Below are 19,709 nucleotides of genomic sequence, written 5' to 3' on the forward strand. Positions count from 1 at the left end.
ACGAGGAGGCCATTGCCGCAGGGACACCAGCACCCACCGGCAATGGCCTTCTTCGTATGTGCACGAGGAGATCTCCATGAACAAGGGCGCGGACGCCAATCCGGCAGCCGACGACAAAAGCGACCACACCGGCAAGAAGGCCGGCCGCTTCATGCTGAAGCTGTCCGGTGAAGCCTTCTCCGGCGGTACCGGTCTGGGCGTCGATCCCGACGTCGTACACGCCATCGCACGGGAGATCGCCGCGGTCGTCCGTGACGGCGCACAGATCGCGATCGTCATCGGCGGTGGCAACTTCTTCCGCGGCGCCGAGCTCCAGGTGCGCGGCATGGACCGGGCGCGCTCCGACTACATGGGCATGCTCGGCACGGTCATGAACTGCCTCGCGCTCCAGGACTTCCTGGAGAAGGAGGGCATCGACTCCCGCGTCCAGACCGCCATCACCATGGGGCAGGTCGCGGAGCCGTACATCCCGCTGCGAGCCGTGCGCCACCTGGAGAAGGGCCGCGTCGTCATCTTCGGCGCCGGTATGGGCATGCCGTACTTCTCCACCGACACCACCGCCGCCCAGCGCGCCCTGGAGATCGACGCCGAGGCCCTCCTCATGGGCAAGAACGGGGTCGACGGGGTCTACGACTCCGACCCGAAGGCCAATCCGGACGCCGTGAAGTTCGACGCGCTGGAGTACGGCGAGGTGATCACCCGCAACCTCAAGGTTGCCGACGCCACCGCCATCACCCTCTGCCGCGACAACGAGCTGCCCATCCTCGTCTTCGAACTGCTTGCCCCGGGCAATATCGCCCGGGCGGTCCGGGGTGAGAAGATCGGCACGCTCGTGAGCGCCCAGGGCACCCGGGTCTGATCCGGGCGACCGCCCGCTAGCCCCTAGTGGGGATGGACAAAGCCCTGCCGGTCGGACACCGTGCAGGGGGAACGCGCCGCCAAGATTCGCCGGCCTCGTACTCGTATTCGTCACGCGGACTCGCAAGCGCCAAGCTGACCGACACGCCAACTGACCGACACGCGTACACGCCGGGCCTACTCAAGACACGCAGGAGCAAGTGGTGATCGAAGAGACCCTCCTCGAGGCCGAGGAGAAGATGGAGAAGGCCGTCGTGGTCGCCAAGGAGGACTTCGCCGCGATCCGCACCGGGCGTGCGCACCCGGCGATGTTCAACAAGATCGTGGCCGACTACTACGGTGCGCTGACACCGATCAACCAGCTGGCCTCGTTCTCGGTGCCCGAGCCCCGGATGGCCGTGGTGACTCCGTTCGACAAGAGCGCGCTGCGCAACATCGAGCAGGCGATCAGGGACTCCGACCTGGGCGTCAACCCGAGCAACGACGGCAACATCATCCGAGTGGTGTTCCCCGAGCTCACCGAGGAGCGCCGCCGCGAGTTCATCAAGGTCGCCAAGGGCAAGGCCGAGGACTCGCGGATCTCGATCCGCTCCGTGCGCCGCAAGGCCAAGGAGGCCATCGACAAGCTGATCAAGGACGGCGAGGTCGGCGAGGACGAGGGCCGCCGCGCGGAGAAGGAGCTCGACGACACCACCGCGAAGCACGTGACGCAGGTGGACGAGCTGCTCAAGCACAAGGAAGCCGAGCTGCTCGAGGTCTGATGAACGACTCTTCCTGGGGGGCCCCGCCGAGCGCGGGTTACAGCCCCGGTTACTGGGGGCCGCCCGACCAGGGGGCCGCCCCGGCGGGTCCCGCTTACGATGAGCATGGCGCCCAGCACACTCGGCCCATGCCCGCCGTGCCGGTGCCGGACGTTCCCGACGCAGGTAGAGACGCAGAAGACCGCGAGGACCGCGACCGGGGGGCCGCTCGGTGGAGTGGCCCCCTGTTCCGCGACGAGATGCCGCAGGAGCCCATGCCCACCCCTCCGCCGCCTGCGGCGTCCGAGCCGCCGGAGTCGTCGCAGCCCTCGCAGCCGCCGCAGAAGAAGCGCGCCGGCCGGGATCTGCGGGCTGCCATAGGCGTCGGTGCCGGGCTCGGCGCCGTGATCATCGCGTCCCTCTTCATCGTCAAGGCCGTGTTCGTCGGCGTCATCGCCGTCGCCGTGGTCGTCGGCCTGTGGGAGCTGACCTCCCGGCTCGACGAGCGCAAGGGCATCAAGGCCCCCCTCGTGCCGCTCGCGGTGGGCGGCGCGGCGATGGTCGTGGCCGGCTATGTACGGGGCGCCGAGGGCGCGTGGGTCGCCATGGCGCTCACCGCGCTGGCCGTGCTGGGCTGGCGGATGACCGAACCGCCCGAGGGTTACCTCAAGGACGTCACCGCGGGCCTCTTCGCCGCGTTCTACGTACCGTTCCTCGCCACGTTCGTCGCGATGATGCTCACCGCCGACGACGGGCCGCAGCGCGTGTTCACCTTCCTGCTGCTGACTGTGGTCAGCGACACCGGCGCCTATGCGATCGGCTGGCGCTTCGGCAAGCATAAGCTCGCGCCGCGCATCAGTCCCGGGAAGACCCGCGAGGGTCTTGTCGGAGCGGTGACGTTCGGCATGGCGGCGGGCGCGCTCTGCATGCCGCTGCTGATCGACGGCGGCACCTGGTGGCAGGGCGTGCTGCTCGGCCTTGCGGTCGCCGCCAGCGCGACCCTGGGCGACCTGGGCGAGTCGATGATCAAGCGGGACCTCGGCATCAAGGACATGGGCACGCTGCTGCCGGGGCACGGCGGCATCATGGACCGGCTGGACTCGCTGCTGCCGACGGCGCCGGTGGTGTGGCTGCTGCTGGTGATCTTCGTCGGCTCCGGCTGACGCCACCGGCACGGCCGTACGACGAGGGGCTCACCGCCTGCGGGCGGTGAGCCCCTCGCCGCTTGCCGCGCGGCCGGCCACGCAGCTTCCCTCGTCGTACTCCGCGTGATCAGCTCGCCCGGGATGCGTCGTCCGACCGCGTCTTGCTGTCCCCCTTCAGAGCCTTGGCCGCCAGCACGCCCACGACGATCAGAGCCACTCCGAGCCAGGTTCCGGCGTCGTCGAAGATCAGCACGGCGATTCCCACGGGGACGAGCAGCCCGGCCAGTGGCAGCAACAGCCCGTTGACGGACGGAGCCGGCCCGGTTCCGCGTGCCCTGGCCCGCACGTAGTCCGGGTACCAATCGGTGAAGCGCAGCGCGGCGACGATCGCCAGGATCTGGATGATCCACGCGGTCCAGATGTTGTCCGGGTTGTGCAGGACGAGATCGCCGTAGCCACCGGCGATCGCGGCCACCAGGAAGGCGAGCCCCCACACGCCGGTGATCGCATAGTTGGTGCGGAGGAAGGCGGGCGAGTTCCAGTACGCGGGGTCGACCCGCTCCCTGGCGTACTGGACGGTGAAGGGCACCCGCACCGCCATGGAGCCGAAGGCGATGACGGCCAGGGCGATGTTCGAGAGCTCGCCCGCGTACGTCTCCAGCCAGAGGTGGGTCGCCTCGCTGGCGAAGGCCCCGACGACGGTCAGCACGGTGAAGAACACCAGGTCCGCCACTTCAAGGATCTTGAGCGAGCTCCGGGGGCGCACGATCCGCCCGGCGATGATCAGTACGAGCGAGGCCGCGAGCGCGAGCCCCACCGCAACCTCGAAACGTCCGGGGCCCACGAGGACCGAGAAGATGATCCAGGGAGCCATCCCGACGACCGGACTCTCGAGCGCGCCGGCCAGGTATCTGCCCCCTGCGGAGTCTGCCACGGCGTTCATACGAGAGCCTCCCGGATCACGCACTACCGCTTTCCAGCCTGACGTCCTTCCAGCCTGACCTCCGGGGCCGGTGGGCGCGACGTGAGGGAGGCGCAGCCCGCGGCGCGTGTGCCGCGTTGCCTGACGATGATCCGCATCGACGGGAATGCCCCCTTCGACGACCCCGGCCCCGAGTTCGAGCAGCGCATGGGAGCGCTGCTCGAGGAGATCACCAAGGCCGGGGTCATGCTCGAGACGGCCGGGCTCGCCCCGACCTCCGAGGGCACCCGGGTCAACTGGTCCGGCGGCAAGCTCAGGTTCACGGACGGGCCCTTCACCGAGAGCAAGGAAGTCATCGGCGTCGGCGGTTACGCCCTCCTCCAGCCGAGGCCGAGGCAGTGGAGTGGACCAAGCGCTTCCTGCAGGTCCATCCGGACCACTGGCCTCCATCCACGCACAAGAGTGGCGTGCGACGAGGCGGACGACTCGCGCGTCCGCCGAAGGCCGTCTTCGCAACAGGCGGCTGGAAGCGCGCTCCGCGGCAGGGTCAGTCCGTGCCGTAGTCGTGGGGTCGCCCGCCCTGCCACGCCACCCAGTGCGGGTCGTCCAGCAGCTCCGCGTCCGGCAGGCCGGCGCGGCGCAGGAACTCGATCAGGTCGGCGTCGCTGTGGGCCAGGCCGGTGGGCTGGGTGCGGATCGTGACCCGGCGGCCGTTGGTTCCCGTGGCGCGGTGGACGACGATCGGAGCAGTGGCCGCGTCGTCAGGCTGCGGCGGTGTGTGGTTCACAGCACGCCGAGGTCGGTGTCGGGGCGGCAGTACGGGCACGCTGGGATGCCGTCCTCGGTGATGGCGCGGAGGGCCTGCTCGCGCGCGAGCGGCTTCGTGTGCTGTCCGGCCATGCCACAGTCGCCGGCGTGGACGGCGTCAGGCGTGGACTTACCGCCTGCTCGCCGCATCGCGAGTTTCCACCCAGGTTGAGGAGGGGCCGCCGTGCGCGCGGCACGTGCAGCCGCTACCTCCTGACGCTCCAGATCCGCGATGGTCTCGTCGGTGCGGCGCAGCTGCCAGGCCAGCCACTCGCGGACGCTGCGCAGGCGCTCCAGACGCGGCACTTTTTCGGACACGAGTTCGATTCTAGTGCCGACTGTGGCCCTGGTGACAGCGCCCTGCCTGCACAGGGAAGGGCGCTGCCTCCCAGTGGGGCCGCGAGGCGCGGCAGCGGATCGCGCCCGGATCGCTCGGTCGGCCCGCTGGCCAGCCACAACGCCCACCGCGCCGGGACGTCCTGGGCCGTCCGAGATCGCCCTGCAGTGACCGACAACGTCGAGTGACGACTGCCGCCGTCACCGACGGACGCAGGCCACCGGATTCCGTCTGCGACACTTGATGAACCATGCCCAAGCCCGGAGAACTCACTTTCGTCGCCCCCCGCGGAGCCAAGAAGCCCCCGCGGCACCTCGCCGACCTCACGCCCGCCGAGCGCAAGGAGGCCGTCGCCGCGATCGGCGAGAAGCCGTTCCGCGCCAAGCAGCTGTCGCAGCACTACTTCGCGCGGTACGCGCACGACCCCGCGCAGTGGACCGATATCCCGGCGGCCGCGCGCGAGCGGCTCGCCTCGGAGCTGCTGCCCGATCTGATGTCCGTCGTGCGGCACATCTCCTGCGACGAGGACACGACGCGCAAGACGCTGTGGCGACTGCACGACGGGACGCTCGTCGAGTCGGTCCTGATGCGCTACCCGGACCGGGTGACGATGTGCATCTCCTCGCAGGCCGGCTGCGGTATGAACTGTCCGTTCTGCGCCACGGGCCAGGCCGGACTCGACCGCAATCTGTCGACCGCCGAGATCGTGCACCAGATCGTGGACGGCATGCGGGCCCTGCGTGACGGAGAGGTCCCCGGCGGGCCCGCCCGGCTGAGCAACATCGTCTTCATGGGCATGGGGGAGCCGCTCGCCAACTACAAGCGGGTCGTCGGCGCCATTCGCCGGCTCACCGACTCCGAGCCGGACGGCCTCGGTATCTCGCAGCGCGGGATCACCGTCTCGACCGTGGGCCTGGTCCCGGCGATGCTGCGGTTCGCCGACGAGGGCTTCAAGTGCCGCCTCGCCGTCTCCCTGCACGCCCCGGACGACGAGCTGCGCGACACCCTCGTGCCGGTGAACACGCGCTGGAAGGTGCGGGAGGTGCTGGACGCCGCCTGGGAGTACGCGGAGAAGTCCGGTCGGCGGATCTCCATCGAGTACGCCCTGATCCGCGACATCAACGACCAGGCGTGGCGTGGTGACCTGCTCGGCCGACTGCTCAAGGGCAAGCGGGTGCACGTCAACCTCATCCCGCTCAACCCGACGCCGGGATCGAAGTGGACGGCCTCCCGCCCCGAGGACGAGAAGGCGTTCATCGAGGCGATCGCCGCCCACGGAGTGCCCGTGACCGTTCGGGACACACGCGGTCAGGAGATCGACGGAGCATGCGGACAGCTTGCGGCTTCCGAGCGATGACCCCCGTGTGACCCCGTGTAATCTGAGCTCGAACATTTGCATATTCCGACAGGGGAGCGCCACAGCGCTGAGAGTGCGGTGACCGTCAGACCGCAGACCCTCTGAACCTCGCCCCGGTCATTCGGGGTAGGAAGTTCGGACGTTACTCAAGCTGTTGCGCCCTGCCCGGATTCCGTACGCGGGATCCGGGCAGGGCCGCGTCTCTTCCTGGTCACACCCAGGAGGAATGTCAGTGAGCAACACCAAGAAGATCACGGTCGCGGCCGTGGCCGCCGCGCTCGGCGTCAGCACGCTCGCGGCCTGCGGCGGGGAGTCGACGGACGCATCGTCCGGCTCGGACTCCGGCAAGGCGTCGAAGACCGTGACGCTCGTCAGCCACGACTCCTTCAGCGCCACCCCGGCGGTGCTCGAGGAGTTCACCCGGCAGACCGGATACACGGTCAAGGTGCTGAAGAGCGGTGACGCCGTCGAGGCCCTCAACAAGGAGATACTCACCAAGGGCTCCCCGCAGGGCGACGTGTTCTTCGGCGTCGACAACACCACCCTCTCCCGGGCCCTCGACAACGACCTCTTCACGCCGTACCAGGCCAAGGGCCTGGACCGGGTCCCCGCTGCCGTCCAGCTCGACAAGGACAAGCACCGGGTCACGCCGATCGACACCGGCGACATCTGCGTCAACTACGACAAGGCGTACTTCGCCGACAAGAAGCTCGCCCCGCCGCAGACCCTCGACGACCTGACCAAGCCGGCCTACAAGAACCTCTTGGTGGTCGAGAACGCCGAGCGCTCGTCACCCGGTCTCGGCTTCCTCCTCGGCACGGCCGCCGCGTACGGCGACGGGGGCTGGCAGGACTACTGGAAGAAGCTGAAGGCGAACGGCGTCAAGGTCGTCGACAGTTGGGAACTCGCCTACAGCCAGGAGTTCTCGGGCTCCGCGGGCGGCAAGGAGGCCAAGGGCGACCGGCCGCTCGTCGTCTCGTACGCCTCCAGCCCGCCGGTCGAGGTGCTCTACGCGAAGCCGCAGCCCAAGGAAGCGCCGACCGGTGTCGCCACCGGCACCTGCTTCCGCCAGACCGAGGCCGCCGGCCTGCTGAAGGGTGCGAAGAACGAGGCGGGCGGCAAGGCTCTGCTGGACTTCCTGATCAGCAAGAAGTTCCAGGAGGACATGCCGCTCAACATGTTCGTGAACCCGGTGGTGAACGACGCCGAGGTGCCCGCGCTCTTCACCGAGTTCGGTGCCGCGGTCGACAAGCCGCAGACCATGGAGCCGGAGAAGATCGCCGACAACCGTGACCAGTGGATCCAGTCGTGGTCCTCGCTCGTCCTGAAGTAACCAGGCGTTCCGACTCGGACAGGCGTGCCGGAGCACGCAGGACACTCCGCGGGAACGCGGCGCGGCTCGCCCTGATGGGCGTGCCCGTCGCGTTCTTCGCGGTCTTCTTCGCCTATCCCGTGACCGCGATCGTCGGCCGCGGGCTCAAGGCGGAGGGGGGCGAGGGCGCCTGGCAGTTCGGCCGCATCGGCGAAGTGCTCGCGCGGCCGGACATTCTGGACGTCGTCTGGTTCACGGCGTGGCAGGCGCTCGCCTCCACCGGGCTCACGCTGGTGCTGGCGCTCCCCGGCGCTTATGTCTTCGCCCGCTTCGACTTCCCCGGGAAGCAGCTGCTGCGCGCGGTCGTCACCGTGCCGTTCGTGCTGCCGACCGTGGTTGTCGGCACCGCCTTCCTCGCGCTGCTCGGGCGCGGCGGACTGCTCGACGAGCTGTGGGGCGTACGCCTCGACACGACCGTCTGGGCGATCCTTCTCGCCCATGTCTTCTTCAACTACGCGGTCGTCGTACGGACCGTGGGAGGCCTGTGGTCGCAGCTCGACCCGCGCCAGGAGGAGGCGGCACGGGTCCTCGGCGCCGGAAGGTTCGCCGCCTGGCGGCGCGTCACCCTCCCCGCGCTGACCCCGGCCGTGGCCGCTGCCGCGCTGATGGTGTTCCTCTTCACCTTCACCTCCTTCGGCGTCGTGCAGATCCTGGGCGGACCCGCGTACTCCACCGTCGAAGTGGAGATCTACCGGCAGACCGCCGTCCGGCTCGACCTGTCGACGGCTGCCGTGCTGACGCTGGTTCAGTTCGCGGCGGTCATCGCGATCCTCGCCGTGCACGCGTGGACCGTACGCCGCCGCGAGACCGCCCTGAAGCTCGTCGATCCGGCGCTGACCGCGCACCGGCCGCGCGGGACGGCCCAGTGGGTGCTGCTCGCGGCCGTACTCGCCACCGTCGTCCTGCTGATCCTCGCGCCGCTCGCGGTACTGGTCGAGCGCTCGTTCGCCGGGGCTGCCGGGCCGCCCGGCGGTTACGGCTTCGCCTTCTACGAGGCCCTGCAGTCCGCGGAGGCGAGCGGCGGCACCTTCCTCGTACCGCCACTGGAGGCGGTGTGGAACTCCCTCCAGTACGCGCTCGCCGCCACCGCCATCGCCCTGCTGATCGGCGGACTCGCGGCCGCGGCCCTCACCCGCAAGGCGGGCCGGCTGGTGCGTGGTTTCGACGCGCTGCTGATGCTGCCGCTCGGCGTCTCCGCCGTCACCGTCGGCTTCGGCTTCCTCATCACGCTCGACGAGCCGCCGCTCGACCTGCGCACATCGTGGATCCTGGTGCCGCTTGCACAGGCCCTGGTCGGGGTGCCGTTCGTGGTGCGGACCATGCTGCCCGTCCTCCGGGCGGTCGACACGCGGCTGCGTGAGGCGGCGGCCGTGCTGGGCGCTTCGCCGCTGCGCGCGTGGCGCGAGGTCGATCTGCCGCTCGTACGTCGGGCGCTGCTCGTCGCCGCGGGCTTCGCCTTCGCCGTCTCGCTCGGCGAGTTCGGGGCGACCGTCTTCATCGCCCGGCCCGACAACCCCACCCTGCCGGTGGCCGTGGCGCGGCTGCTGGGCCGTCCAGGGGCGCTCAACTACGGGCAGGCGATGGCCCTTTCGGCCATCCTCATGCTGGTCTGCGCGGCGGCCCTGCTGCTGCTCGAACGTATCCGGCCCGACCGTTCCGCAGGGGAGTTCTGATGCTGACGCTGGACGACGCGACCGTACGGTTCGGGCGGCGGGCGGCGCTCGACGCCGTGGACCTGGAGGTCGCCGACCACGAGATCGTCTGCGTGCTGGGGCCCAGCGGCAGCGGCAAGTCGACGCTGCTGCGGGCCGTGGCCGGACTCCAGCCGCTGGCCGCCGGGCGGGTCCTGCTCGGCGGCGCCGACCAGGCAGGTGTCCCGGTGCACCGGCGCGGGGTGGGCCTGATGTTCCAGGACCATCAGCTCTTCCCGCAGCGCGACGTCGGCGGCAATGTCGCCTTCGGCCTGCGCATGCACGGCGTACCCAAGGCGGAACAGCGGCACAGGGTCGAGGAGTTGCTCGAACTCGTCGGACTGCCCGGCGCCGGAAAGCGGTCCGTCGCGGCGCTCTCCGGCGGCGAGCAGCAGCGCGTCGCCCTCGCCCGCGCGCTCGCGCCCCGTCCCCGGCTGCTGATGCTCGACGAGCCGCTGGGCCAGCTCGACCGGACGCTCAGGGAACGGCTCGTCGTCGAACTGCGCGGGCTCTTCCGGCAGCTGGGCACGACGGTGCTCGCCGTCACCCACGACCAGGGCGAGGCCTTCGCGCTCGCCGACCATGTCGTCGTCATGCGCGACGGCCGGATCGCCCAGAGCGGCACCCCGCGCGAGGTGTGGCAACGGCCCGCCTCCGAGTTCGTCGCCCGCTTCCTCGGTTTCGACAACGTGGTGCCCGCGACGGTGACCGGGGAGGCCGCCGACACTCCCTGGGGCAAGATCCCCGTCCCGCCCGGCTCCCCGCAGGGTGCGTGCCGGCTGTTGGTCCGTCCTGCGGCGGTACGGCTCGGGGCGGCGGGCGCCGGGCTGCGCTGCACGGTCGAGTCGCTCACCTTCCGCGGCCATCACGTGGCCGTACGGCTGCGCCCCTCGGGGGCCCCGGCGTTGGAGGCGGAGTGCGGGCTCAAGGACGCGCCCGATGTGGGGGCCGAGGTCGGTGCCGGTTTCGCCGCGGAGGATGTGGTGGTCCTGCGGCCGGACGGCGATGCCGCGAGTGATCCGGTATGTCCGCCGTCGAACGCCGGACGGGCTTGACCGTTGCGGCCGGGGCGGACTCCGCGGACCCGAACCAGGCCACCGCCACCGCACCCGACACCGCAAGCACGAACCCGGCGACCGCCGCCCAAGCGAACCCGGGCCGTGAGGCGTCGCCCAGCCACAGCACACCGATCGTGCCCGGCAGTACGGTCTCACCGACCACCAGCGCCGCCGTCGCGCCATTGACCGAGCCGAGCTGCAGGGCGACCGTGTGCAGGTACATTCCGCCGACACCGGCCACCACGATGGCGTAGAGCGCCGGGTCGGAGAGCAGGGCGCCCGCATCGAACGGGTCGAGGCCGTTCAGTACGCGCACGCCGACCCCGAGCGCCCCGAATCCGAGCCCGGACAGCAGACCGGCCAGGATCGCGGCGCCCGCCCCCAGGAGCCGTACGAGGACGGTGCCGCCCGCCATCAGCAGCAGCGAAACGGCCAGCAGCCACCAGTGCGTGGCGATCGGGGTGTCCCCGCTCCCTTCCGGGCCCGCGGCGGTCGCCAGCAGCACCAGGGCGGAACAGACCACGGCGATCGACGTCCACTCCGCGCGGTTCAGCCGGATCCCCAGCAGCTTGACGCTCAGGACCGCCGTGATCACGAGATTGGCGCTGATCACGGTCTGCGACAGGAACAGCGGCAGCAGCCGCGCGGCCAGCGCACCCAGCCCGAAACCCACGAAGTCCAGAATCGTGCCGACCACGAACTCCCAGGTCATCGCCGCCTTCGCGGTCGATGACAGGCTGGGCCCGCCGTGCTGGGTCAGGCCCGAAGAGGGCACCGCCCCGCGGGCGGCCCTCCGGGACCCCACGGCTTGCAGGACGGATCCCGTGCCGTAGCAGATCGATGCCGCGACGGCGGTCAGCAGGCCTATGAGCACCGAGGGGCTCCGTTCACATCCGGCGGGTCTTTCCGTACCACTGCCAGACGGGGGATCGGGGCCCGGAGTTGCCTCCCCCGGGAAGTTCTCGGATCAGGTCAGCGCTGCCAGCGCCTCCGGGACCTCGTCCACCGAATCGACCAGGGCGATACGGGACTCCATGGAGCGGCTCGCGGCCAGGGACCGGAGGAGGGGCCACGCCGGGAGCTTCTCGGTCCAGTGGGCGCGGTTCACCAGCACCATGGGGGTGGGTTCGCCGCGGGACTCGTAGTAGTTCGGGGTCGCGTTGTCGAAGATTTCCTGGACCGTGCCTGCCGCGCCCGGGAGGAAGACCACCCCGGCGTTGCAGCGGGCGAGGAGGCCGTCCTCGCGGGTGGCGTTGGCGAAGTACTTGGCGATGTGACCCGCGAACGGGTTCGGCGGCTCGTGACCGTAGAACCAGGTGGGGATGCCGATCGAGTCGCCGCCCTGCGGCCAGCGCGAGCGGACCTCGAACGCGGCGGCCGCCCAGTCGGTGATGGACGGGGTGAACGAGGGGGCCTTGGCGAGGAGTTCCAGCGCCTCGTCGAGCATCTCGTCGGCATGCGTCGAGGCGTACGCGCCCAGGTTCGCGGCCTCCATCGCGCCGGGACCGCCGCCCGTCGCCACGATCAGGCCGGTACGGGCCAGGGCCCGGCCGAGCCGAGCGGCGCCGGCGTAGGCGTCCGTGCCGCGGCCCATCGCGTGGCCGCCCATCACGCCCACCACCCGTGCGCCGACGAGGAGTTCGTCGAGGGCGTCCGAGATGGCGTCGTCGTGGATCGACCGCAGCATCGACGCGTAGATGTCGCGGTCGGCCTTGGTCTGCTGGAACCACTCGTACGCGAGGGCGTCGGGCGTGCTCTCGTAGCCGCCGTCGGCAAGACCGTCGAACAGTTCGTCAGGGGAGTACAGGAGCCCGCGATACGGATCGAACGGCAGGTCCGGTATGGGCGGGAAGACGAGCGCGCCATCAGAGCGGACCTTCGTGGCGGCGTCGGGCTCCATGGGGCAGCCGAAGAACATCGCACCGGTGGTGTCGACGGAGAGCAGGGCGAAGGTACGTGCCGTCAGGTCGACCGACTGGACGCGGTGCCCGGCGAGGGTGCCGCGCGCGACCACTTGGTCGAACTCCTCAAGGGTCTCGATCTCGCGGTCGTCGTCGAACGACGACCCCAGCCTGCGCCTGTGTCCGTGCACCATGCGCCCACGATAGGGCCCTGTCTGCCCGCCGCCGTGCCCGGGTCAGCGGCGCAGCGGCAGTGCCGCCAGCTCCGCCACCGCCCAGGTGAGCGGAACGAAGACCGCAAGCAGCACCACCGTCCGCAGCACCACGGACGCCCGAAGGAAGGACACCGGGGTGCCGAGGCCCAGCAGCCCCGCCCGTGTGGTCTCCCGGGCGTGCTTGGCCTCCAGTGCCGATGTGAGCAGGGTCGCCGCCGTACAGGCCAGGACCAGTGTGGCCCCGAGCCCGGTCAGTTCGCCGAAGGGACGCGGTCCTTTCCCGCCGCCGGAGAGCGCCGCGGCCGCGATCAGGGCGGACGCCACCGCGCAGACGACCCCGAGCGGCCGCCCGATACGGGCCGCGTCGTTCATCAGCGCCCGCCCCGCGAGCAGCCTTACCGCTCCCGGTCGTACCGCCTGCACCACGCGCCCGCACAGATGCACGATGCCCGGGCCCGCCATCGCGAGCCCCAGCGCGGTCAGCGTCCAGCCCAGCAGCACCCCGGCAGGGGGGTCCCCCGCGCCGCCGGGGACGCCGCCCGGGGCGCCTTCGCCCGCGTACGCCTCGACCGCGATGCCCGCCGCGGTGAGCGCGACGCCCCACGGGAGCCCGCCGGGCGCGGCTCCGGACCGCTGTCCGTCGCGCTCGTCGTCGAAGTCCTCGCCCGGCTTCGTACGGCGCGGGCGCAGCGCGACCGCCGCCGCCCCCGCCCCGGCCAGCGGTACGAGCGCGAGGAGGGTGAGCGCGGCGCCCAGAGGCAGGGGCCTGCCTGCGGAGAGCTGCTCGGCGGCCGCCCCGTCGATCGGCAGCCCGGTCAGATCGCCCCTCAGATGGAGGAAGACCAGCAGCGCCACCATGCTGCCGAGCGTGCACGACACGGCCGTCGACACCGCGGCGAGCGCGGTGAGCCGTACGGGTCCCAGCCCGATCGCGGAGAGCCCCGGTCGGGGCCGGGTGCTCGGGTCCGTACGCGCCACGGCGACCGCGAGGTGCACCGTCGCGGCGAGCGGCACCAGACACCACAGCAGCCGCAGCAGTGGTTCGGGGGTCGGCTCCGACTGCGCCGCCGCTTCCGCCAGCGTGGACAGCAGCAGGAAGCCGACGCCGGCCGATGCCGCGGCGACCATCAGCCGGCGCAGCAGGACCAGCGGGTCGGCGCCGCGGGTCAGACGGAGAGCGAGCACTCGGCCCGGCCTTCCGCGTCGGAACCGTCGGCGGAGTTGACGCGCCGTCCGTCGACCAGCGACACCGTGCGGTCGGCGAGCGTCGCCACCTCCGCGTCGTGACTGGCGATGATGAGGGTGATGCGGTGCGAGCGCGCCGCGGTGGTGAGCGTACGCAGTACCTGGGCGCGGTCGGCCTGGTGCAGCGCGGCGGTGGGCTCGTCGGCGAAGAGCACCGCGGGCGTGGTGACGAGCGCGCGGGCGAGGGCGATCCGCTGCCGCTGGGACTGGAGGAGCGCGCGGGGCCGTCTGCGTGCGCACGCGCCGATGTCGAGCCGCTCCAGCCACTCCATCGCGGTGGCCCTGGCGGCGCGGTGGGACGAGCCGCGCAGCAGCAGCGGCAGGGCGGCGTTCTCCCACGCGTTCAGCTCGGGGACCAGCTGCGGCTCGTGGCCGATCCAGCCGAAGCGGTCGCGGCGCAGTCGCTCGCGGGCCGCCGCCCTCATGGTGTGGACGGGGCTGCTGTTGAACCACACTTCGCCCTGCTCCGGGACGAGCTGGCCCGACAGGCAGCGCAGCAGCGTGCTCTTGCCACAGCCGCGCGGGCCGTTCACGGCGAGGATCTCGCCTTCGCGCACGCCGAGGGAGACTCCGCAGAGGGCCGGCGAGCCGCCCAGGGAGTGGTGCAGGGAGCGAGCCCAGAGCACATCGTTGTCCGGCGGGGCCACCACCATGGCGTACACCTCGGTTCAGATCCGTTGTTCCGTTCCCCCGTACGGGGGAACGAGGTCGGGGCCGATCGGTCACAGCACCGTAGGGACTCGGAACCGGGTGTGCGGACAGCACGCGGCCCGGATGCTCCCCTCTCACTCGAAGGGGTGCATCCGGGCCGCGAGAAGCCGACAGCCGGACGACTTACAGCCCGGACGACTTACAGCTTGGTCCAGGCCTCCGTGAGGACCGAGCGCAGGATCTGCTCGATCTCGTCGAAGGTCGACTGGTCGGAGATCAGCGGCGGGGCCAGCTGGACGACCGGGTCGCCGCGGTCGTCGGCGCGGCAGTACAGACCGGCGTCGAACAGCGCCTTGGAGAGGAAGCCGTACAGGACGCGCTCGGTCTCCTCCTCGTTGAAGGACTCCTTGGTGTTCTTGTCCTTCACCAGTTCGATGCCGTAGAAGAAGCCGTTGCCGCGGACGTCGCCGACGATCGGCAGGTCGTGCAGCTTCTGCAGCGTCGAGAGGAACGCGCCCTCGTTGTCGAGCACGTGCTGGTTGAGCTTCTCGCGCTCGAACAGGTCGAGGTTGGCGATGCCGACGGCCGCCGAGACCGGGTGGCCACCGAAGGTGTAGCCGTGCAGGAAGGTGTTGTCGCCCTTGTAGAACGGCTCGGCGAGCCGGTCGGAGACGATGCAGGCGCCGATCGGGGAGTAGCCGGAGGTCATGCCCTTGGCGCAGGTGATCATGTCCGGCACGTAGCCGAACTTGTCACAGGCGAACGTCTTGCCGAGGCGGCCGAAGGCACAGATGACCTCGTCCGAGACGAGCAGCACGTCGTACTGGTCGCAGATCTCTCGGACCCGCTGGAAGTACCCGGGCGGCGGCGGGAAGCAGCCACCGGCGTTCTGCACAGGCTCGAGGAAGACCGCGGCGACGGTGTCGGGGCCCTCGAAGAGGATCTGCTGCTCGATCTGGTCGGCGGCCCAGCGGCCGAAGGCCTCCGGGTCGTCGCCGTACAGCGGGGCGCGGTAGATGTTGGTGTTCGGCACCTTGTGCGCACCGGGCACCAGCGGCTCGAACGGGGCCTTCAGGCCCGGCAGGCCGGTGATGGACAGGGCGCCCTGGGGAGTGCCGTGGTAGGCGACCGCACGCGAGATGACCTTGTACTTGGTCGGCTTGCCCACGAGCTTGAAGTACTGCTTGGCGAGCTTCCAGGCGGTCTCGACCGCCTCGCCGCCACCGGTGGTGAAGAAGACCTTGTTCAGGTCGCCCGGGGCTTCGTTGGCGAGCCGCTCGGCCAGCTCCACCGCCTGCGGGTGGGCGTACGACCACACGGGGAAGAAGGCGAGCTCCTGCGCCTGCTTGGCAGCGACCTCGGCGAGCTCCTTGCGGCCGTGGCCGGCCTGGACCACGAACAGGCCTGCGAGGCCATCGAGGTAGCGCTTGCCCTTGTCGTCGTAGATGTAGGTGCCCTCACCACGCACGATGGTGGGGACAGGCGAGTTCTCGTACGACGACATGCGGGTGAAGTGCATCCACAGGTGGTCGTAGGCGGTCTTGGAGAGGTCCTTGCTCACGGCTATCGGGTTCCCCACATATAGGTCTGCTTCTTGAGCTTGAGGTAGACGAAGCTCTCGGTGGAGCGCACACCGGGGAGGGTGCGGATGCGCCGGTTGATCACTTCCAGCAGGTGGTCGTCGTCCTCGCAGACGATCTCCACCATGAGGTCGAACGAGCCCGCCGTCATGACGACGTACTCGCACTCGGGCATGGCAGTCAGTGCGTCGGCCACCGGGTCCAGGTCGCCCTCGACGTTGATCCCGACCATCGCCTGGCGCCGCAGCCCCACGGTGAGCGGGTCGGTGACGGCGACGATCTGCATCACGCCTTGGTCGAGCAGCTTCTGGACGCGCTGCCGGACGGCCGCTTCGGAAAGGCCGACGGCCTTGCCTATGGCGGCGTACGGACGGCGTCCGTCCTCCTGCAACTGCTCGATGATCGCCAGGGAGACGGCATCGATCGTCGGGGACGATCCGCTCCCGGTCCTGGAGTCTGTGCTTCGACTGGCCACGAGCACACTGTGCACCGGACTCGTCGATCTCGCAACCCGCGAGCGATGAAATTCGTTGTTCTCGTGGATAAATCTCACCGATTTCGAAGTCGAGGGGCGTCGGGCCTGTCGAAAGCGTCGCATGGCGGGCTAGCCTGGGCGACGTAGTGTTGGGGTGTCTCACCCATCGGACATCTGAGGAGGGGTGGCTGTGACCACCGAACTGCGTCGTCTGCGCAACTACATCGACGGAGAGTTCCGGGACGCCGCGGACGGGCGGACCATCGAGGTGGTCAACCCGGCCACGGGCGAGGTGTACGCGACCTCACCGCTCTCCGGTCAGGCGGACGTCGACGCCGCCATGGCCGCCGCCGCCGCGGCCTTCCCGGCCTGGCGCGACACCACGCCGTCGGAGCGCCAGCGGGTGCTGTTGAAGATCGCGGACGCCTTCGAGGAGCGGGCCGAGGAGCTGATCGCGGCCGAGTCGGAGAACACCGGCAAGCCGCTGGAGCTCACCCGCACCGAAGAGATCCCGCCCATGATCGACCAGATCCGCTTCTTCGCGGGCGCGGCGCGGATGCTCGAGGGCCGCTCGGCCGGTGAGTACATGGAGGGCATGACCTCCATCGTCCGCCGCGAGCCGGTCGGCGTCTGCGCGCAGGTCGCGCCGTGGAACTACCCGATGATGATGGCGGTGTGGAAGTTCGCGCCGGCCCTCGCCGCGGGCAACACGGTCGTGCTGAAGCCCTCGGACACCACCCCGGCGTCCACCGTCCTGATCGCCGAGATCATCGGCTCCGTCGTGCCCAAGGGCGTCTTCAACGTGCTGTGCGGCGACCGCGACACGGGCCGCATGATGGTCGAGCACTCGGTCCCGGCGATGGCGTCCATCACGGGTTCGGTACGCGCCGGCATGCAGGTCGCCGCGTCCGCGTCGAAGGACGTCAAGCGCGTCCACCTGGAGCTGGGCGGCAAGGCGCCGGTCGTCGTCTTCGAGGACTCCGACATCGCGAAGGCCGTCGAGGACATCTCGGTGGCGGGCTTCTTCAACGCGGGTCAGGACTGCACGGCGGCGACGCGCGTGCTCGTGCACGAGTCGATCCACGACGACTTCGTGGCGGCGCTCGCGAAGGCCGCGAAGGACACGAAGACCGGGCAGCCGGACGACGCGGACGTGCTGTACGGCCCGCTGAACAACGCCAACCAGCTGAAGCAGGTCTCCGGCTTCATCGACCGGCTGCCGGCGCACGCGAAGGTGGAGGCCGGCGGTCACCAGGTCGGTGACAAGGGCTACTTCTACGCTCCGACCGTCGTGTCCGGCCTCAAGCAGGACGACGAGATCATCCAGAACGAGGTCTTCGGCCCGGTCATCACCGTCCAGTCCTTCCGCGACGAGGAGCAGGCGCTCGAGTACGCGAACGGCGTGGAGTTCGCGCTCGCGTCGTCGGTGTGGACGAAGGACCACGCGCGGGCGATGAGGATGTCCAAGGCGCTGGACTTCGGATGTGTGTGGATCAACACGCACATCCCGCTGGTGGCCGAGATGCCGCACGGCGGCTTCAAGAAGTCGGGCTACGGCAAGGACCTGTCGGCGTACGGCTTCGACGACTACACGCGCATCAAGCACGTGATGACGTCCCTGGACGCGTAACGCCTCCGGCGGGAGCGGAAGTCGAAGGGCGGGCCCGGTTCTGGGGCCCGCCCTTCGGCGCGTTTGCGGCGGGGCGCTTGCGCCGGCCGACACTCCCGTCAGGGTTACGGCAACGCCGTCCTGTGCAGCGCGAGCAGGAGGCGCCAGACGAGGGCCGCCATCGCGTCCGGGGGCGCGGGGATGCGGTCGTGGAGCCAGTCCGCCAGGACGCCCGTGAACGTCGCCGCCACCGCCGAGGCGATCAGATCGGGTGCGGGGGCCCCCGCCAGTTCGCGTTCGTGGTGGCTGCGGGCGCGCAGTTCGCGGTGGAGGAGGTCGCCGAGCGGGCCGCCGCCACCTTCGCGGAGCAGGGTGCGATAGAGCGGGGCGTGGGGGGCGATTCCGGTGAAGAACGAGATCAGGGCTGCGGGCGGGGCCGCAGGGTCGGGCACCCCGCGCCATGCGTGCAGCGCCTCCACCGCGTCGCGGACGATCTCGGCGCAGGCGTCCACCGCGAGCGTGTCCAGATCCGGGTAGTGCAGATAGAACGTGGCGCGCCCGAGGCCCGCCCGGCGGACCAGGCCCGCGACGCTGACCTCCGCCAGAGGCCGCTCGGCGCACTCCTCCAGCAGCGCCTGCCGCAGTCGCTTCCGGGTGCGCTCCGCCCGGGGATCGCTCGCTGCCGGGCTCATCCCGCCACCAGCACCGCGGCCAGCGCCAGCGCGCCCGGCAGGGCCTGGGCCACGTAGATGCGCCGGTTCGCGGTGGCGCCGCCGTACAGCCCGGCGATCACCACGCACGCGAGGAAGAACACCCGGACCTGGTGGCCCGTCGGGTCCGCGGCGATCAGCCCCCACACCAGCCCGGCCGCCAGGAACCCGTTGTACAGCCCCTGGTTCGCGGCCAGCGGCGCCGTCGCCCGTGCCAGCTGCGCGTCGAACCCGGACAGCTTCCGCCCCGGCGCCCGCTCCCACAGGAACATCTCCAGCACCAGGATGTAGACGTGCAACGCGGCCACCAGGCCGACCAGGACGTTCGCCGTCGCGTTCATGATCGCCAATCATTTTATGGGCAGGTGTCCATGAAGTATAGACACACGTCCATGATCGGCCAGGGGTCCGACGTCGCCGAACATCGCGAAACGGTGGAACGGCTTCGTGGGCCTGTAGCAGACTCGCGATCATGCAGACCGTGAACCCACTTGTCACCTATGGGCTGTTCGCCGCCTGGGCGCTGCACGACGCCGAGGAGATCGCTTTCGGACCGCGCTGGATACGGGAGAATCTGCCCGCCCTCCGCAAGCGGTTCCCCGACGCTCCCGAGCGTGTGTGGCGTGCCCTTGAAGTCGTCGACGAGCGCGAGTTCGCCGTCGCGGTGGCAGCCATGGCCACGATCGTCGGTGCCGCAGCCGTGGCGGGCCATCGCTCCGGCGGCCGGTCCGGCTTCTATCAGGGTGCGCTCAGTGGATTCGGCCTCCATGGCCTCGTCCATCTCGCCCAGGCCGCCGCCTTCCGCGGCTACACCCCGGGCTCCGTCACCTCACCGCTCGTCGTCGTGCCCTTCACGCTCTGGGCGCGGGGACGGCTTAGCCGCGCGGGCGTGCTGCGCCCCACCCGGCCGCGTGACGTGCTGACGGGGCTGGCGCTGGCGGCAGGCGCCACCGTCGTCTCGCACGCCGTGGCTCGAAAGGTCACCCGGACCCGGACCCCCAGTTTTTGAACGCGTTCATGACGGGCGTACGCTGCG

General features: G+C 70.5%; 18 protein-coding genes and 3 pseudogenes. 10 read left to right on the forward strand and 11 right to left on the reverse strand.

The features are described 5' to 3' along the window. Positions 1-76: 76 nt before the first annotated feature. From pyrH to ACWCXB_RS12645, 3 genes are all read left to right on the forward strand, one after another. Positions 77-859 (forward strand): UMP kinase, encoded by a 783-nt coding sequence (gene pyrH / locus ACWCXB_RS12635; protein WP_450721914.1) that lies wholly within the window; start codon positions 77-79, stop codon positions 857-859. 202 nt (positions 860-1,061) lie between these two features. Beyond that, the gene (gene frr / locus ACWCXB_RS12640; RefSeq protein WP_450721916.1) at positions 1,062-1,619 is read left to right on the forward strand and encodes a ribosome recycling factor; all 558 of its coding nucleotides are present in this window, start codon (positions 1,062-1,064) and stop codon (positions 1,617-1,619) included. Next, positions 1,619-2,761 (forward strand): phosphatidate cytidylyltransferase, encoded by a 1,143-nt coding sequence (locus tag ACWCXB_RS12645; protein ID WP_450721918.1) that lies wholly within the window; start codon positions 1,619-1,621, stop codon positions 2,759-2,761. The genes frr and ACWCXB_RS12645 overlap by 1 nt, the downstream gene beginning before the upstream one ends. Before the next feature lie 109 nt (positions 2,762-2,870). Here ACWCXB_RS12645 and ACWCXB_RS12650 read toward each other — a convergent pair whose 3' ends face one another. Next, positions 2,871-3,686, reverse strand: coding sequence for a hypothetical protein (locus ACWCXB_RS12650; RefSeq protein WP_450721920.1), 816 nt, complete (start codon positions 3,684-3,686; stop codon positions 2,871-2,873). 108 nt (positions 3,687-3,794) lie between these two features. Between ACWCXB_RS12650 and ACWCXB_RS12655 the strand changes: the two are divergent. Then, a pseudogene (locus tag ACWCXB_RS12655) lies at positions 3,795-4,108 on the forward strand (YciI family protein); the annotation flags it as partial. Positions 4,109-4,212: 104 nt separating this feature from the next. Here the strand turns inward: ACWCXB_RS12655 and ACWCXB_RS12660 are convergent. Both ACWCXB_RS12660 and ACWCXB_RS12665 read right to left on the reverse strand, forming a co-directional pair. Continuing rightward, a complete protein-coding gene (locus tag ACWCXB_RS12660) occupies positions 4,213-4,452 on the reverse strand; it encodes a hypothetical protein (protein ID WP_450721922.1) in 240 nt (79 codons plus the stop codon). Further along, a complete protein-coding gene (locus ACWCXB_RS12665; RefSeq protein WP_450721924.1) occupies positions 4,449-4,790 on the reverse strand; it encodes a DUF6233 domain-containing protein in 342 nt (113 codons plus the stop codon). Before ACWCXB_RS12665 ends, ACWCXB_RS12660 begins: the two co-directional genes overlap by 4 nt. Positions 4,791-5,059: 269 nt before the next feature. Between ACWCXB_RS12665 and rlmN the strand changes: the two genes are divergently transcribed. From rlmN to ACWCXB_RS12685, 4 genes are all read left to right on the forward strand, one after another. Further along, positions 5,060-6,166: a 23S rRNA (adenine(2503)-C(2))-methyltransferase RlmN gene (gene rlmN / locus ACWCXB_RS12670; protein WP_450721926.1), complete on the forward strand. Its 1,107-nt coding sequence runs from the start codon at positions 5,060-5,062 to the stop codon at positions 6,164-6,166. 232 nt (positions 6,167-6,398) lie between these two features. Further along, entirely contained in the window at positions 6,399-7,499 is a 1,101-nt protein-coding gene (locus ACWCXB_RS12675) for a thiamine ABC transporter substrate-binding protein (RefSeq protein ID WP_450721928.1), read from the forward strand. Between the two features lie 74 nt (positions 7,500-7,573). Further along, complete coding sequence (locus ACWCXB_RS12680; protein WP_450721930.1) at positions 7,574-9,211, forward strand: ABC transporter permease; 1,638 nt, start codon at positions 7,574-7,576, stop codon at positions 9,209-9,211. Then, positions 9,211-10,284 carry an ABC transporter ATP-binding protein gene (locus tag ACWCXB_RS12685; protein WP_450721932.1) on the forward strand — a complete coding sequence of 358 codons (1,074 nt, stop codon included), beginning with the start codon at positions 9,211-9,213 and terminating at the stop codon, positions 10,282-10,284. The genes ACWCXB_RS12680 and ACWCXB_RS12685 overlap by 1 nt, the downstream gene beginning before the upstream one ends. On the opposite strand, the pseudogene ACWCXB_RS12690 reads toward ACWCXB_RS12685, so the two are convergent. The 6 genes and pseudogenes from ACWCXB_RS12690 to ACWCXB_RS12715 form a co-directional block, all read right to left on the reverse strand. Further along, a pseudogene (locus tag ACWCXB_RS12690) lies at positions 10,271-11,161 on the reverse strand (hypothetical protein); the annotation flags it as partial. The gene ACWCXB_RS12685 and the pseudogene ACWCXB_RS12690 sit on opposite strands and share 14 nt — an antisense overlap. Before the next feature lie 93 nt (positions 11,162-11,254). Further along, a complete protein-coding gene (locus ACWCXB_RS12695) occupies positions 11,255-12,382 on the reverse strand; it encodes an LOG family protein (protein ID WP_450721934.1) in 1,128 nt (375 codons plus the stop codon). A gap of 42 nt (positions 12,383-12,424) precedes the next feature. Then, positions 12,425-13,588 (reverse strand): hypothetical protein, encoded by a 1,164-nt coding sequence (locus ACWCXB_RS12700; RefSeq protein WP_450721936.1) that lies wholly within the window; start codon positions 13,586-13,588, stop codon positions 12,425-12,427. After that, a pseudogene (locus ACWCXB_RS12705) lies at positions 13,570-14,214 on the reverse strand (ABC transporter ATP-binding protein); the annotation flags it as partial. The pseudogene ACWCXB_RS12705 and the gene ACWCXB_RS12700, both read right to left, overlap by 19 nt. Before the next feature lie 284 nt (positions 14,215-14,498). After that, positions 14,499-15,878, reverse strand: a complete 1,380-nt coding sequence (locus tag ACWCXB_RS12710; RefSeq protein ID WP_450721938.1) for an aspartate aminotransferase family protein — start codon at positions 15,876-15,878, stop codon at positions 14,499-14,501. Continuing rightward, entirely contained in the window at positions 15,863-16,354 is a 492-nt protein-coding gene (locus tag ACWCXB_RS12715; RefSeq protein WP_385412296.1) for an Lrp/AsnC family transcriptional regulator, read from the reverse strand. The genes ACWCXB_RS12710 and ACWCXB_RS12715 overlap by 16 nt, the downstream gene beginning before the upstream one ends. Before the next feature lie 190 nt (positions 16,355-16,544). On the opposite strand from ACWCXB_RS12715, the gene ACWCXB_RS12720 reads away from it, so the two are divergent. Next, a complete protein-coding gene (locus ACWCXB_RS12720; protein WP_450721940.1) occupies positions 16,545-17,984 on the forward strand; it encodes a gamma-aminobutyraldehyde dehydrogenase in 1,440 nt (479 codons plus the stop codon). Between the two features lie 104 nt (positions 17,985-18,088). Here ACWCXB_RS12720 and ACWCXB_RS12725 read toward each other — a convergent pair whose 3' ends face one another. Then, on the reverse strand, positions 18,089-18,655 hold the full coding sequence (locus ACWCXB_RS12725; protein WP_450721942.1) for a TetR/AcrR family transcriptional regulator: 567 nt from the start codon (positions 18,653-18,655) through the stop codon (positions 18,089-18,091). Next, positions 18,652-19,014, reverse strand: coding sequence for a DUF1304 domain-containing protein (locus ACWCXB_RS12730; RefSeq protein WP_450721944.1), 363 nt, complete (start codon positions 19,012-19,014; stop codon positions 18,652-18,654). Before ACWCXB_RS12730 ends, ACWCXB_RS12725 begins: the two co-directional genes overlap by 4 nt. Positions 19,015-19,145: 131 nt before the next feature. Between ACWCXB_RS12730 and ACWCXB_RS12735 the strand changes: the two genes are divergently transcribed. Next, on the forward strand, positions 19,146-19,682 hold the full coding sequence (locus ACWCXB_RS12735) for an HXXEE domain-containing protein (RefSeq protein ID WP_450721946.1): 537 nt from the start codon (positions 19,146-19,148) through the stop codon (positions 19,680-19,682). Positions 19,683-19,709 lie beyond the last annotated feature (27 nt).

It is taken from the genome of Streptomyces sp. NPDC001514, from assembly GCF_053597075.1.